Source organism: Pseudomonas petroselini (assembly GCF_045037875.1).
GTDB lineage: Bacteria > Pseudomonadota > Gammaproteobacteria > Pseudomonadales > Pseudomonadaceae > Aquipseudomonas > Aquipseudomonas petroselini.
Window position 1 is genome coordinate 2,259,076 of the sequence record NZ_CP173614.1, and the last position, 13,234, is coordinate 2,272,309.

At 61.6% G+C, this 13,234-nt stretch carries 14 protein-coding genes and 1 pseudogene; 2 read left to right on the forward strand and 13 right to left on the reverse strand.

Translation table 11 applies throughout. The annotated features are described in order from the left end of the window. Window positions 1-9 precede the first annotated feature (9 nt). The 12 genes and pseudogenes from ACI512_RS10490 to ACI512_RS10545 form a co-directional block, all read right to left on the reverse strand. Window positions 10-720, reverse strand: a complete 711-nt coding sequence (locus tag ACI512_RS10490; protein WP_046036646.1) for an ABC transporter permease — start codon at window positions 718-720, stop codon at window positions 10-12. Continuing rightward, complete coding sequence (locus tag ACI512_RS10495; protein WP_012722624.1) at window positions 717-1,445, reverse strand: ABC transporter permease; 729 nt, start codon at window positions 1,443-1,445, stop codon at window positions 717-719. Before ACI512_RS10495 ends, ACI512_RS10490 begins: the two co-directional genes overlap by 4 nt. Window positions 1,446-1,502: 57 nt before the next feature. Further along, window positions 1,503-2,282, reverse strand: a complete 780-nt coding sequence (locus tag ACI512_RS10500; protein WP_012722625.1) for a transporter substrate-binding domain-containing protein — start codon at window positions 2,280-2,282, stop codon at window positions 1,503-1,505. Between the two features lie 220 nt (window positions 2,283-2,502). After that, on the reverse strand, window positions 2,503-4,137 hold the full coding sequence (locus ACI512_RS10505; RefSeq protein WP_236378800.1) for an ATP-dependent DNA ligase: 1,635 nt from the start codon (window positions 4,135-4,137) through the stop codon (window positions 2,503-2,505). Further along, the gene (locus ACI512_RS10510) at window positions 4,134-5,138 is read right to left on the reverse strand and encodes a ligase-associated DNA damage response exonuclease (RefSeq protein WP_012722627.1); all 1,005 of its coding nucleotides are present in this window, start codon (window positions 5,136-5,138) and stop codon (window positions 4,134-4,136) included. The genes ACI512_RS10505 and ACI512_RS10510 overlap by 4 nt, the downstream gene beginning before the upstream one ends. A 343-nt stretch (window positions 5,139-5,481) precedes the next feature. Then, window positions 5,482-7,923 carry a penicillin acylase family protein gene (locus ACI512_RS10515; protein WP_236378797.1) on the reverse strand — a complete coding sequence of 814 codons (2,442 nt, stop codon included), beginning with the start codon at window positions 7,921-7,923 and terminating at the stop codon, window positions 5,482-5,484. A 172-nt stretch (window positions 7,924-8,095) separates the two neighbouring features. Continuing rightward, entirely contained in the window at window positions 8,096-8,740 is a 645-nt protein-coding gene (locus ACI512_RS10520) for a glutathione S-transferase N-terminal domain-containing protein (protein WP_236378795.1), read from the reverse strand. Window positions 8,741-8,845: 105 nt separating this feature from the next. Further along, window positions 8,846-8,941: pseudogene (locus ACI512_RS10525) on the reverse strand (ABC transporter ATP-binding protein); the annotation flags it as partial. A gap of 263 nt (window positions 8,942-9,204) precedes the next feature. Next, complete coding sequence (locus ACI512_RS10530; protein ID WP_003189235.1) at window positions 9,205-9,405, reverse strand: SEC-C metal-binding domain-containing protein; 201 nt, start codon at window positions 9,403-9,405, stop codon at window positions 9,205-9,207. Continuing rightward, complete coding sequence (locus tag ACI512_RS10535) at window positions 9,402-9,884, reverse strand: LEA type 2 family protein (protein ID WP_064054977.1); 483 nt, start codon at window positions 9,882-9,884, stop codon at window positions 9,402-9,404. The genes ACI512_RS10530 and ACI512_RS10535 overlap by 4 nt, the downstream gene beginning before the upstream one ends. Before the next feature lie 19 nt (window positions 9,885-9,903). Continuing rightward, on the reverse strand, window positions 9,904-10,374 hold the full coding sequence (locus ACI512_RS10540) for a YchJ family protein (protein ID WP_012722631.1): 471 nt from the start codon (window positions 10,372-10,374) through the stop codon (window positions 9,904-9,906). Between the two features lie 4 nt (window positions 10,375-10,378). Beyond that, on the reverse strand, window positions 10,379-10,876 hold the full coding sequence (locus ACI512_RS10545) for a DUF6231 family protein (RefSeq protein WP_012722632.1): 498 nt from the start codon (window positions 10,874-10,876) through the stop codon (window positions 10,379-10,381). A 190-nt stretch (window positions 10,877-11,066) separates the two neighbouring features. Here ACI512_RS10545 and ACI512_RS10550 point away from each other — a divergent pair, with 190 nt between their 5' ends. Together ACI512_RS10550 and ACI512_RS10555 are read left to right on the forward strand one after the other, a co-directional pair. After that, window positions 11,067-11,762 (forward strand): OmpA family protein, encoded by a 696-nt coding sequence (locus tag ACI512_RS10550; protein WP_012722633.1) that lies wholly within the window; start codon window positions 11,067-11,069, stop codon window positions 11,760-11,762. 147 nt (window positions 11,763-11,909) lie between these two features. Then, the gene (locus ACI512_RS10555) at window positions 11,910-12,668 is read left to right on the forward strand and encodes a collagen-like protein (protein WP_064054980.1); all 759 of its coding nucleotides are present in this window, start codon (window positions 11,910-11,912) and stop codon (window positions 12,666-12,668) included. 101 nt (window positions 12,669-12,769) lie between these two features. On the opposite strand, the gene ACI512_RS10560 is transcribed toward ACI512_RS10555, so the two are convergent. Further along, a complete protein-coding gene (locus ACI512_RS10560; RefSeq protein WP_046036647.1) occupies window positions 12,770-13,234 on the reverse strand; it encodes a CopD family protein in 465 nt (154 codons plus the stop codon).

A 13,234-nucleotide genomic window follows, 5' to 3' on the forward strand; every position in this document is an offset into this window, starting at 1 on the left:
GAATGCTCCTTAATGGCTCGGCCCGAGGAAAGCCAGCCAGCGGCGTTCCGCCAGACGAAACAGACCGACCAGCGCAAAGGTCACGGTCAGGTAGATCAGCGCAGCGATACCGAATGATTGAAAGGTCATGAAGGTAGCCGAGTTGGCATCCCGTGCCACTTTCAGGATGTCCGGAATCGTCGCGGTAAAGGCTACCGTGGTCGAGTGCAGCATCAGAATCACTTCATTGCTGTAGTACGGCAACGAGCGGCGCAACGCCGATGGCATGATCACGTAGGCGTACAACTTCCAGCCGCTCAAGCCGTAGGCCTTGGCCGCTTCGACTTCACCGTGGGCCATGCTGCGTATGGAACCGGCGAAAATCTCGGTGGTGTAGGCGCATGTGTTGAGGGCGAACGCCAGGATGGTGCAGTTCATCGCATCGCGAAAGAACGCATCCAACACCGGTTGCGCCCGCACGGCGGCGATGCTGTAGATGCCGGTGTAGCAGATCAGCAACTGGATATAGAGCGGCGTGCCCCGGAACAGGTAGGTGTAGAACTGCACCGGCCAACGTACCAGCGGGTTGCGCGATACCCGGGCGATGGACAGCGGGATCGACACCACGAAGCCGATGACGAGTGCGGCCGTGAGCAACCACATCGTCATGGCCAGGCCGGTGATGTGCTGGCCGTCGCTATAAAGGAAGGGGCGCCAGTATTCTTGCAAGAGTTCAATCATCGCACTGCCTCCCGGGAGCCTGCGGAGTAGCGACGTTCAAGACGGCGCAGGACAAAGTTGGACGCGCTGGTGATCAGCAAATAGATGAGTGCAGCGAGCACCAGGAAATAGAACAGTTGGTAAGTGCTCTTGCCCGCGTCCTGGGCGGCCTTGACCAGGTCGGCCAGGCCGATGATCGACACCAGTGCCGTGGCCTTGAGCATCACCATCCAGTTATTGCCGATACCCGGCAAGGCAAAGCGCATCATCTGCGGGAAGGTCACGTAGCGAAACCGTTGCCCGCGCTTGAGGCCGTAGGCCGTGGCGGCTTCCAGTTGGCCGCGCGGCACGGCAAGGATGGCGCCACGGAAGGTCTCGGTGAAATACGCACCGTAGATAAAGCCCAGGGTGATCACCCCGGCGCTGAATGGGTCAATCTCGATGTATTCCCATTCCATGAAATCAGTCAGGCCGGTGAGCCAGGTTTGCAGGCTGTAGAAAATCAGCAGCATCAGCACCAGGTCGGGCACGCCGCGGATCAACGTGGTGTAGAGCTGGGCGGGGATACGCAGCAGTCGCAGGCTGGACAATTTGGCGCTGGCGCCGAGCAGGCCCAGCAACACGCTGACGGCCAGGGACAGCACCGATAACTTGATGGTCATCCAGGTGCCTTGCAGCAACAGTGGGCCGAAACCCTTCAAGCTGAGCGCGCTCAACCCGAGGGTTTGCAACAATTCTTCGAACATAAATCAGGACCTATGGCGATAAAAAAGCGCCCCTCCAATGGAAGGGCGCTCCAGGCATTATTTGCCGCTGTACAGGTTCAGATCGCCAAAGTGTTTCTTCTGGATAGTGGCGTAGGTGCCATCATCGTGTAACGCTTTGATACCTTTATCCAAAAGCGCCTTCAGTTCAGTGTTACCTTTTTTGATACCGATGGCGGTTTTCGACGGCAGCAATGGGTCGTCGATGGCTGCGCTGACTTCATAACCAGCACCGGCCGGCGACTTCAGGAAGCCCAGTTCGGCTTGCAGCATGTCCTGCACGGAAGCGTCGAGGCGCCCGGAAGTCAGGTCGGCATACACCTGGTCCTGGTTGGCGTAGGCCTTGGTGGTCACACCGGCTTTATCCAGTACGGCCTTGGCGTAGGCTTCCTGGATGGTGCCTTGCTCGTAGCCCACGGATTTGCCCTTGAGGGACTCAGGCGTCGAGTAGCCAGCGCCTTTCTTGAACACCAGCGACGTCGGGCCGGAGAACAGCTCGTTGGAGAAGTCGATAGCCTTTTCGCGCACCGGGGTCACGGTCATGGACGAAATCACGCCGTCGAACTTGTTGGCTTTCAAGCCTGGAATCATGCCGTCGAAATCACTTTCGACCCATTTGCACTTCACTTTCAGCTCAGCGCAGATCGCATTGCCCAGGTCGATATCGAAGCCTACCAGGCTGCCGTCGGCGGCCTTGGATTCGAACGGCGCGTAAGACGGATCGACACCAAAACGCAATTCCTTGTATTCCTTGGCCAGCGCGGAACCGGCGGCCATGCACAGAGCCAGTGCAGAAAGGGTCAGCAATGCTTTTTTCATTATGTAATCCCTGGAAACCAAGATAAGCGCTTGTGGCGCGTTTAGGACTGTTACTGAACGGTGTCAGACGGATCACAAGTAGCAATTTCTGCACCATAGTTCCGAATGTAGTTCCGAATGATCGTTTTAAAAGGTGGGACAAGGGCGTTCTGAGTGTAGGTGATGCCCGAAAATGGGCATTGAAAATTCAGTGCATCATTTAAGGTCATGTTGGTCGGTGTCAGGTCAGGAGGTCTTGCAGGGTGGCGAGGTTGTCAGCGTCTTCCACGGATTTATCCTGCCGCCAGCGCAACATCCGTGGAAACCGCACCGCAATCCCGCTCTTATGCCGCTTGGACAGGGCAATCCCTTCAAACCCCAATTCAAACACCATGCTCGGCGTCACGCTGCTCACCGGGCCGAACTTTTCCACCGTGGTCTTGCGCACAATCGCGTCGACCTTGCGCATCTCTTCGTCGGTCAGCCCTGAGTAGGCCTTGGCAAAGGGCACCAGCGTACGTTCGCTGCCGGACGGGCCGTCCCACACCGCGAAGGTGTAATCGCTGTAGAGACTGGCGCGTCGGCCGTGGCCGCGTTGGGCGTAGATCAACACCGCGTCGACGCTGAACGGGTCGACCTTCCACTTCCACCACACGCCCATGTCCTTGGTGCGGCCCACGCCGTACAGGCCATCACGCGCCTTGAGCATCATGCCTTCCACGCCGAGGCTGCGGGAGGCTTCGCGCTGTTCTGCCAGGTCCTGCCAACTGTTTGCCGTCAGCAGAGGGGACGCCAGCAATACAGGCTGGTTGCACCCGGCAATCACCTGCTCAAGCTGGGCGCGGCGCTCGGCCTGGGTGTGGTTGCGCCAATCGTCGCCCTGATGTTCCAACAGGTCGTAGGCCAGGACCGCGACCGGGGCATCTTCCAGTACCTTTTTGCTCAGGGTTTTGCGGCCGATGCGCTGTTGCAACTGAGCGAAGGGTTGCACCGCGTCTTTCCACACCACGATCTCGCCGTCGATCACCGTGCCGTCGGGCAAGCCGCTCACCAGGCTGTGGAGTTCGGGGAAGCGCTCGGTCACCAGCTCTTCACCCCGTGACCAGATCCACAGACGGCCGTCACGCTTGACCAACTGCGCACGGATACCATCCCACTTCCACTCGACCTGCCAATCGGCGGGAGAACCCAGCATGGTGTCGAACTGCTCCACCGGTTGCGCCAAGCCGTGAGCGAGGAAAAACGGATAAGGCTGCCCGCCCCGTTGCGCATGTTCGTCGGACGATTCAGGGGCGATCAGCTTGAGGTAGCCCTCAGGCGTAGGGTGATTGGACAGATCGGTGTAGCCCACCAACCGCTGGGCCACGCGCTTGCTGTCGAGCTCTGCCATCGCGGCAAGGGCGCGGGTGACCAGCAACTTCGACACGCCCACACGAAAACTGCCGGTGATCAACTTGATGCACACCATCAGGCTCGGCTGATCCAGTTGCGCCCATAACGCAGGGAGCCGCTCTGCCAAGTCCAGCGGAGGCAGGCCACGCAGAGGCAAGAGTTTTTCCTCCAGCCACACCGCCAGACCGTCCTCCGAGGTGTAGGGGGATTCCGGCAGCAGCAGGGAAATGGTTTCCGCCAGGTCGCCCACCGACTGGTAGCTCTCTTCAAACAGCCACGGCTCGATGCCGGACGCTTCGGTGGCCATGTCCCTCAACAGACGCGTGGGTACCAATTGCCGCGGCCGTCCGCCGGACAGAAAGTACACCGCCCAGGCTGCATCTTCCGGCGCGGCATGGCGAAAGTACGCCTGCAGCGCCGCCAGCTTGGCGTTGCTCGAGGTGGTGGCGTCGAGGTTGGCGTACAGCTCGGCGAAGGCCTTCATGCGCTGGCCTCCTCTTCGTCATCGCCGTATTCAGTGGTGAAACCCATGGCATCCAGGCCTTTTTCCCGCAGATGGCGTACCAATACGCCGACAGAACCGTGGGTCACCATCACCCGTTCCGCGCCGGTTTGCTCGATGGCCCACAACAGGCCCGGCCAGTCGGCGTGGTCCGACAGCACAAAACCACGGTCGACCCCGCGTCGTCGGCGGGTGCCGCGCAAGCGCATCCAGCCGCTGGCGAAGGCGTCGCTGTAGTCGCCGAAGCGCTTAATCCAACTGCTGCCGCCCGCAGACGGGGGGGCAATGATCAGGGCCTGGCGTAACAGCGGATCGGTCTTCTTGAAGTCACCGGCGTAAAGCGTTTCAGGGATGTAGATGCCAGCCTCGCGGTACACCCGGTTCAACGGCTCGACCGCGCCGTGGCTGAGGATCGGGCCGATGCTGGCGTCGATGCCATGCAGGATGCGCTGGGCCTTGCCGAAGGAATAACAGAACAACACGCTGGCTTTGCCGGCGGCGATGTTCGCCTGCCACCAGTCGTTGATCCCGGCGAAGATCTGCGCCTGGGGCTGCCAGCGGTAGATCGGCAGGCCGAAGGTGGATTCGGTGATAAACGTGTGGCAACGCACCGGTTCGAAGGGCGCGCAGGTACCGTCGGGCTCGACCTTGTAGTCGCCGGACGCGACCCAGACTTCACCCTGGTATTCCAGGCGCACCTGGGCCGAGCCAAGCACATGCCCGGCCGGGTGGAAGCTTAGGGTGACGCCATGGTGTAGAAGTTTTTCGCCATAGGCCAGGGTCTGCAGGTTGATGTCCTGGCCCAGGCGTGAACGCAGGATGCCTTCGCCGGGAGCGGCCGCCAGATAGTGCTGGTTGCCGGTGCGAGCATGGTCGCCGTGGGCGTGGGTGATGACCGAGCGTTCCACCGGTCGCCAGGGGTCGATGTAGAAATCTCCGGCGGGGCAGTAGAGGCCTTCGGGGCGAGCGATGACGAGGTCCATGGGGTGACCGGGGGAGGTGGGCTTGTTACTTATGAGGCGGGGCTGAGCGCAGAAGTTCTATCGGAGTGCATGCGGTCAAAATGTGGGAGGGGGCTTGCTCCCGATGGCGGTGGATCAGACAAATTTGCATTGACTGACGGAGGAGGAGAAGTTCGATTAACTATTTGGGGTGAGCGGGCTTGTGTGGTGAGCGGGCTTGCCCCGCGCTGGGCTGCGAAGCAGCCCTAAAACCAGGCGACCTGTTTCTGACTGGAAACACGTGGTAACTGGGTTGGGGCCGCTTCGCGCCCCAGCGCGGGGCAAGCCCGCTCACCACAACAAGCCACCCCACACGTTGACCCGGTTATTTACCGGGCGTCAGCGTCAGCCTCGCCTTCCCATACACCTTCTCGAAGTTCTGCGGTTGCATCGGGAAGCTCAGGTATTGCGCCTTGAGCGACGGGTCGATGCCAGTGGCATAGTTCGGGCTGGCCGGGTTGCCGGACTGGCCGATGCCGCCCTGGCCCATCATCGGTTCCGCCTGGCCGAAGTCGACAATCATGCGCAGCGCGGGCACTTGGGTGGTGGTGAAGTCCTGGCCCCAGCTGTAGGGCGCCGGGTTCAAGGTGTTGTGGTCGCCACCGGACGCCAATGGGCCGCGAATCACCTGGCCATTGATGTTTTTCCAGGTGGTGGTGTGCAGTTTGCCCCACTGCCAGGCCTTGTGGTCGGCACCCAACTGGCTGTCACCGACGCTGATCGCGGCGGCGAGGCTGCGGGCTAGAATGGCCGGTTTGTCTTCTTTCTGTGGGGTGCGCACGTCATCCCAGAACGGGCTGTCTTCACGGCCCAGCAAGTGATCGGCCTGGGCGGCGTAGGACAGGCTGGCGTTGCTGACAAATGCCTTCCAGCTGGCGCTGTTTTCCGGGCCGAGTTCGTCGAGGAAGATCTGCTTGGTGCTTTCCTGCAGGAACAGTTCGTAAAGCGCGGCGTCGGCGGAAGTGGCCACCAGGCGACCGTCAAAAGCCATCAGGCGGCCCAGCGCTTCACGGGCCTTGGCCTGTTCGGCCGCTGGCAGCGCATCAATCGCCTGTTTCAGCGGCTGGGCCATGCCGGGCGCCTGGAACATAGTCTTGAGCTTGGCGGCGAACGTGGTGGTCTGGTCGTACTGCATGGCGATCATACTGCGGCTGTCATGCTTACCGGCATTGGCCAGTTGCGCCAGGCGCTCGCTGCGCTCCGGAGCATCCCAGGAGTTGGACAACTGCATGCCGTAACCGCGCGGCGCTGTGCGCTGGTTGGCGGTGCCGATCCAGCCTTGCGGTGGGTCCTGGTCATAGGGGTGCAGCATCGCGTCGGCGTAACCGTCCCAGTCGAAGCGTGTGTCCCAGCCCGGTGACGGCAACAGGCCTTCGCCTTCGCGGCGGTTGGGGAAGCGGCCGGTGACTTGCCAGCCAATGTTGCTGGCGTCGGCGAACACCATGTTCAGCGCGATGGCGCGAATCTCGCGGGTCGCGTCCGAGGCTTTACCAGCGTTTTGTGCGCGGGACAGGTCGAAGAACGCGTCCAGGCTCTTGTCGTCCTTGAAGTCGGCGGTTTGCAGGGCCAGGCCCAGGCCGGTGGTCAGCGCTTGGCTGCTGTTGAGCAGGGCACCGTGGCGGGTTTCGTACACCACTTCGCGAATCGAGCGTTGGCCTTTGACGAAGAAGGTTTCGTTGCGCACGCCCGCCGGTAGCCATTTACCGTTGTTCTCGTAGTACAACGCGCTGCCCTGGCGTCTGACTTTTTCCAGGAACAGGTCCTGGGTGTCGCCCTTGACGGTGCTCATGCTCCACGCGACTTTGCCGTTGAAGCCGGACAACAGCGTCGGCAGGCCGGCAATCGAGGCGCCCACGGCCTGGTACTTCGGTGCGCGGATCTGCACGTAGCTCCAGGGCGACGGCGCTTGCGGCTGGGCGGCGAGGTCGCCCGCCAGCAGGCTTTTACCGCTGCGGCTGCGTTGCGGGCCGATCGCCCAATTGCTCGAGGTGGTGACCGCCAGTGAATTGAGACTGCTCAGTTGCTGGCCAACCGCGTCCAGCCCGGCGAGCCCGGTGACCTGGCCCAGGTTGACGCCCTTGAGTTTCTCGGCCTCGGCCAGCGGGATCGCTTCATCCGGCGCGCTTGGCGTGAGCCAGGCCAGCTTGTCGACGCCGACTTTCTGCGCCAGCACCAGCGATGAAATTTCTTCCTGCAGGTTGGCCGATTCGCTGAAATTCAGCAGGCAGAACAGCAGCGCCGAATCTTCCGGCTTCCAGTACTCGGGCTTGTAGCCGGTCTGGGCCAGGTCCGGCGGCAGCTTGTCGCGGTAGCGGAACAGGTAGGCGTTGACGCCACGCGCATACACTTCAAAGAAGCGCTTGAGGCGTGGGCTGGAGGCGTTATACAGCTCGCCGGCGCTTTTCTTAAGGTTGACCGCCCGCATGAAGCGGTCGACATCCAGTACGTCGGGTCCGGACATTTCCGCCAGGCGACCCTGGGCCAACAGGCGCAGGGTGACCATTTGGGTGATGCGGTCGCTGGCGTGCACGTAACCGAGGCTGAACAGCGCGTCATGGAAGGTGTTGCTTTCGATCAGCGGCATGCCTTGGGCATTGCGGCGTACCGATACGTTCTGCGCCAGGCCTTTGATCGGCTGTACGCCGGCAACAGGGGGCAGGGTGTCCTGGGTGCTCTGGAGCTGGCAACCGGCCAGGCTTAATGCACTGGCCACTGCCGCGGCAACGCCGAACCGGGGAAGAAAATGTGAGAGGGCTGGCGAGGCCATGGCAAAGCTCCTGCGGGGGTAGCGTCAGTAAAGGCGCTACGTTAGTGAGCGCGGCGGGACGACGCAAGCGGGAGTTTTGGCAATTGCGTGAGATCGTGAGACGGACACACAACAATGTGGGAGAGGGCAAGCCTCCTCCCACATTTGAACGAGTGGAATGTAAAAATGGTGATCAGGCCTTTGGCGGGTTCACTTTCTGCACCAGTTCATATGCCCGAACCGTCGCCGGCCGTTCCTTGATGCTGTTGAACCAGCGCTGCACGTGTGGGAAATCTTCCAGGCGCTGGCTCTGCCACTTGTGGGAAACAATCCATGGGTAGATCGCCATGTCGGCAATGCTGTAGTCCTCGCCCGCCACGAACGCACGACCGGCCATACGCCGGTCCAGCACGCCGTAAAGACGCGCGGTTTCCTCCACATAGCGCTTGATCGCGTAAGGAATCTTCTCCGGCGCGAACTGGCTGAAGTGATGATTCTGGCCCGCCATCGGCCCCAGGCCGCCCATTTGCCAGAACAGCCATTGCAGCGCTTCCTGGCGACCGCGCAGGTCTTTTGGGATGAACTGGCCGGTTTTTTCCGCGAGGTACAAAAGGATCGCGCCGGATTCAAACAGCGAAATCGGCGCGCCGCCGTCGGTCGGGTTCTGATCGACGATGGCGGGAATGCGGTTGTTGGGAGCGATCTTCAGGAAGTCAGGCTTGAACTGGTCGCCCTGGCCAATATTGATCGGGTGCACCTTATAGGGCAGGCCGGCTTCTTCCAGGAACAACGATACTTTGTGGCCGTTGGGGGTGGTCCAGTAATACAAGTCGATCATGAAGCTCTCCAAAAGTGGTGATGCTTGAGCGGATGCCTGTAGGTATAGGTAATGTTGGGTGTGCGAAAATTCAATGAAACATTTGCGCATACCCTTAGAAGCCAATCACACGGCGCCATCCACCAACACCTGCAGCGACCGCTGCGAGCACCGCTCGATACGCACCTGCACGCTATACACCTCGGCAAACAGCGCCGGGTCCGGCAGCATCACCTGGGAGCGACGCGCAAGGCCGCGCACTGCTGGCTGAACGTTCGGCTAGTGGGGGGGAAGTGGGGTTGTTTTTGCGGCGAGCGGGCTTGCCCCGCGCTGGGGCGCGAAGCGGCCCTAAAACCTGAGGTTGGGTTGTGTCTGAGAGACCGCGTTGAATGTGTTGGGGCTGCTGCGCAGCCCAGCGCGGGCAAGCCCGCTCACCACAGGAAGCCCGCTCACCACAGCAAGCCCGCTCCTACAGGGTCAGGGCATTAAGCCCCGTGGCACTTCTTGAATTTCTTCTCGCTGCCGCAGGGGCAAGGATCGTTGCGACCAACGTCCTTCAAGGCATTGCGCACCGGCTCCTGGTGGGCGTGGCCGCAGTTCGGGCCGTGGACATGGCCGTGGTCGTGATCATGGTGATCGTGATCGTGGTTGCAGTCAGGACCATGGACATGGGGTTGCTGAGTCATCGATGTCGCTCCGGAATAAAATCGCCGGGGATTATCTCGCCATTGTGGTTCACCTGCACGTCATAACCGATGAATAAGCCGGTTTTCAGCTCACCCTCCAGGCGATAGGGCACGGGCCGGTCGGGTTTTTTCAACATCTGCACCACATCACGGATCTGCGGCCAGAGGTTAGTGCGCACCGACACCCGGAAAAACTTATGACTGCGCGGCGGTACGGTCAGCCATTCGTCAGACTCGCCTTCGGTGAGCACGAAGTCGCCCAGGGTGACCTTGTAGATCAGGCCGCGCACGGTCAGGTCGGCGTCGTCGCGGTTGTCCACGCGAAAGTACAGCTTGAACTTCTGCTCCAGCAGCTTGGCGCGCACCACCTCGACTTTCACCAGGGAGACGTGAGGGGGGGGCGAATCGTCTTCGAACCACGACGCGCAGCCGGTGAGGGTGAGGGTTAACGCCAGCATCAAGCTGTACATCCGAAGCATGGCGTGAGTCCTGTCGTGGTTAGAGGTAGCTGGAGCAACACTTCTTGAATTTCTGCCCACTGCCGCACAGGCAGGCATCGTTGCGCCCGACCTTCACTTCCACCGTCGGGTCGATGAAGTACCAGCGCCCGTCATTCTGTACGAAAGAGGACTGCTCGCGGTGGCTATGTTCACCGGTGCTGTCATGCCAGCGCGCGGTGAAGGTCACGAACGCGTGTTCCGGCTGGCCGCCGAACACCTCGGAGCTTTCCACCTCAAGGCCGAGCCAGGTGCTCTGGGCACTCCAGGCACCGATGGCATGGCGGTCCAGGCCCGCCTGTTGCGCGGGCAAAGTAGTAGCCACTAGATAGTCGACCAGGCCCAGCACATAGGCGCTGTAGCGCGAGCGCATCAACGCGGTGGCGCAGGGCGCCGGGTGCCCGGCGTGATAATGGCCGCAGCAGGCATCCAGCAGGTTGCCACTGCCGCAGGGGCAAATGGATGTACTCATCGGGTTACCACCAATACTTTCCAAAGTTTTCCGGGTTGGCCCAGAAGCGGGCGTTGAGCCAGTCCGGCACCTGTTTGTAGTCAAGCAGATCGTAGGTAAACAGCGTCAGAACCTGCTCGTCACGCTGGAAACGCTCGCCGGCCTGCAGGGCCAGGGAAAAGAAGTCGGTGTCCTTCCAGTCGCAGGCGCCCAGGTCCACCAGCACCGCAATGCGGCTGGCGTTGAGGTTACGGATGCCGCCCAGCAGGGTCAGCCCTTGCGGTTTTGACAGGTGCTCAAGGCAATCGACCACCAGTGCCAGGTCAAAACGCTGCGCCGCCAGCTCCGCCGGCAGTGGCCCGGGTGGGGCGAGGGCTACTTGGGTGTCGGGGTGCGCCGCTTGAAAAGCCTCCAGCGCCGGGAACTGGCTGGCGCCCAACAGCAGCAGGCGTTTGGGCTGGTGCAAGTCGAGCAAGGCGGCCAGGGCTTGCTGGGGTGTACGGGCAGAAATACCGGCGGTCATCAGAGATCCTCACATCAGGACCGTAGAGACTAGCGCGGCTGAGCGTGTGGGCCTAGAGCGGGTGGCAGTGAAAAGTCCTACAAAAGCGACGAGCCTCAATGAATACGGGGCCGCGGCGTAGTGGCGCAGATGAAAAGAGCCGTCTTTACTCCACCCATCGGCCCCCGCCGATCCCCTCAGGAGAAATCAGATGAGCATCATGCGGACAGCTCTACCCTTGGTTCTGCTAACCGGAGTATTGACAGGTTGCGCAGGCTTGCAAAAAACCGATTGGCCCACCTGCGCCGCGGTTGGCGGCGTGACCGGCGCGGCGATCGGTGCCACTGAAAGCTCGGCCTACGCAGGCTACGGCGCGTTGCTGGTCGGCGGCATGGCCGGTGCCTATTGCTGGGTGCACGGCGATGGCGACGAGGACGGCGATGGCGTGCCGGACAGCCGCGATAAGTGCCCGGGCACGCCGAAAGGTGTGCAGGTGGATGCCGACGGTTGCCCACCCGCACCGCCACCGGTGGTGGTTGAGGAAGTCGTGGTGGTCAAGGAGGAAACCATCGTGATTCGTGATGTGCACTTCCAGTTTGATTCGGCCCAGTTGACGGCGGCGGATAAAACCAAGCTCGATACCGTCGCCACGCGCTTGAAACAGGAAGCCCCTAGCGCACAACTGCGGGTCAGTGGCCACACCGACAGCGTCGGCAAAGATGCCTACAACCAAAGGCTCTCGGAAAAACGCGCCCATTCGGTCACCGATTACCTGATCGGCGCCGGTGTGCCGCGCAGCAACTTTGTCTCGGTGACCGGCGCGGGCGAGAGCCATCCGGTAGCCGACAACAAAACCGCTGAAGGCCGCGCCTTGAACCGCCGCACTGAAATCCAGATCAACCGCTGACGGCCCTTGCCCCTGTGGGATCCACAGGGGCATTGCTGCCAATCCTCCCGCTTTATTAACTTTTTTGATCCTTCACTGGCAAAGCGCCCGTGGAAGTCGTTACTGTGCGTCCAAAGAAAAAATCAGAAATAAGTCAGGAGCCCCATGATGCGTAAGGTTTTTCTGTTGGCCCTGTTGGTCAGCCCCGTTGCCCTGGCCCAGAGCGTCAGTGTTGAAACCAACTCGCTGATGCGCCTGCCCAGCAGCACCAGTGTGTTGCAGCTGGAGCGCCTGGACGTGGCGGACTACGGCACCTTGCTGATTCCGGCCACCATCAGCCAGGTCACGGTGGATGAGCTGCATTTGGGCCGCGACGCCCGCATCGCCATTGTGCCCGGCAACACCGCACTGCAATTGCAGGTGCGCCATGCGCAGTTGGAGCACGGCAGCCAGATCACCTCACGCGGCGCTCCCGGTACCCATGAAAAACCTGCCAAGGCCGGGCGTGACCTGACCTTGCGCATCAATTCCCTGGCCGCTGAAGAACTCTCGGTAGACGCCCGTGGCGGTGCCGGTGCCCAAGGTTATGCCGGTCTGGATGGCGCCAATGGCGAAGATCCGGGTTGCACGTGGGGCTCGGCCGGTCGTGGTGCCAATGGTGATAACGGCGGCGATGGTTTGCCCGGCGCGGCCGGTGCGCAGGTGCGGGTTGAGTTGCCGCAGGACTTCCCCGCGCAGCAGATCAAGGTGTGGGTGGACGGTGGCCCCGGTGGCCTGGCGGGCACGGCGGGTAAACCGGGTCGCGGCGGCGAGTCCAAGGGCTGCCTGGTGTACCGCGCCGACGGTGGCGAGAAAGGCCGCCCAGGGTTGGAAGGGCAACCGGGGCCTGCTGGGCCAGCGGGCACTGTGACTATCCAGCGGCTCTAAATCGGCTGGCCTGGCGCTATCGGGAGCAAGCCCCCTCCCACATTGGAATGCATTCCAAATGTGGGAGGGGGCTTGCTCCCGATAGCGGACTCATGGTTGCCTCAGAACATCGGCCGGGCCGAAGCAATTGCCACCACCAACAACCCCACGATCAGATTGATTCCCACCAGCTTGCGAATCTGCCCCAACGCAGCGGCACCCGCCGGCCAATCTTCAGCCGCCACCGCCTTGCGCAGTTCCGGGAATTTCAACGCCTGAATGCGGATAAACAGCGCCGTCATCACAAGATACAAACCCATCATCACCTGCACATAACGCGGTGCCGTCTCAAAACCGCTGAAACGCAGTTGCAGCAGGCCCACACCGCTGATCGGCAAAACCAGCACCGCCACCCACACCCACACGAAAAAACGTTGAAACACATTCGCCCACAGTTTGAGCCGGGCAGGGCCTTCAAGTGCCGCCACTGCGGCGGGGCGCAGGATCATCCAGGCGAAAAACATACCGCCGACCCACACCAGGGCGGCCAATACATGCAGGGTGTAAGCGAGGCTAAACGCGGTCAT

Bases quoted from the DNA above. Each gene is read 5' to 3' on its own strand.
- ACI512_RS10490 (WP_046036646.1), bottom strand. From the start codon at position 720: ATGATTGAACTCTTGCAAGAATACTGGCGCCCCTTCCTTTATAGCGAC.
- ACI512_RS10495 (WP_012722624.1), bottom strand. From the start codon at position 1,445: ATGTTCGAAGAATTGTTGCAAACCCTCGGGTTGAGCGCGCTCAGCTTG.
- ACI512_RS10500 (WP_012722625.1), bottom strand. From the start codon at position 2,282: ATGAAAAAAGCATTGCTGACCCTTTCTGCACTGGCTCTGTGCATGGCC.
- ACI512_RS10505 (WP_236378800.1), bottom strand. From the start codon at position 4,137: ATGAAGGCCTTCGCCGAGCTGTACGCCAACCTCGACGCCACCACCTCG.
- ACI512_RS10510 (WP_012722627.1), bottom strand. From the start codon at position 5,138: ATGGACCTCGTCATCGCTCGCCCCGAAGGCCTCTACTGCCCCGCCGGA.
- ACI512_RS10515 (WP_236378797.1), bottom strand. From the start codon at position 7,923: ATGGCCTCGCCAGCCCTCTCACATTTTCTTCCCCGGTTCGGCGTTGCC.
- ACI512_RS10520 (WP_236378795.1), bottom strand. From the start codon at position 8,740: ATGATCGACTTGTATTACTGGACCACCCCCAACGGCCACAAAGTATCG.
- ACI512_RS10530 (WP_003189235.1), bottom strand. From the start codon at position 9,405: ATGACTCAGCAACCCCATGTCCATGGTCCTGACTGCAACCACGATCAC.
- ACI512_RS10535 (WP_064054977.1), bottom strand. From the start codon at position 9,884: ATGCTTCGGATGTACAGCTTGATGCTGGCGTTAACCCTCACCCTCACC.
- ACI512_RS10540 (WP_012722631.1), bottom strand. From the start codon at position 10,374: ATGAGTACATCCATTTGCCCCTGCGGCAGTGGCAACCTGCTGGATGCC.
- ACI512_RS10545 (WP_012722632.1), bottom strand. From the start codon at position 10,876: ATGACCGCCGGTATTTCTGCCCGTACACCCCAGCAAGCCCTGGCCGCC.
- ACI512_RS10550 (WP_012722633.1), top strand. From the start codon at position 11,067: ATGAGCATCATGCGGACAGCTCTACCCTTGGTTCTGCTAACCGGAGTA.
- ACI512_RS10555 (WP_064054980.1), top strand. From the start codon at position 11,910: ATGCGTAAGGTTTTTCTGTTGGCCCTGTTGGTCAGCCCCGTTGCCCTG.
- ACI512_RS10560 (WP_046036647.1), bottom strand. From the start codon at position 13,234: ATGACCGCGTTTAGCCTCGCTTACACCCTGCATGTATTGGCCGCCCTG.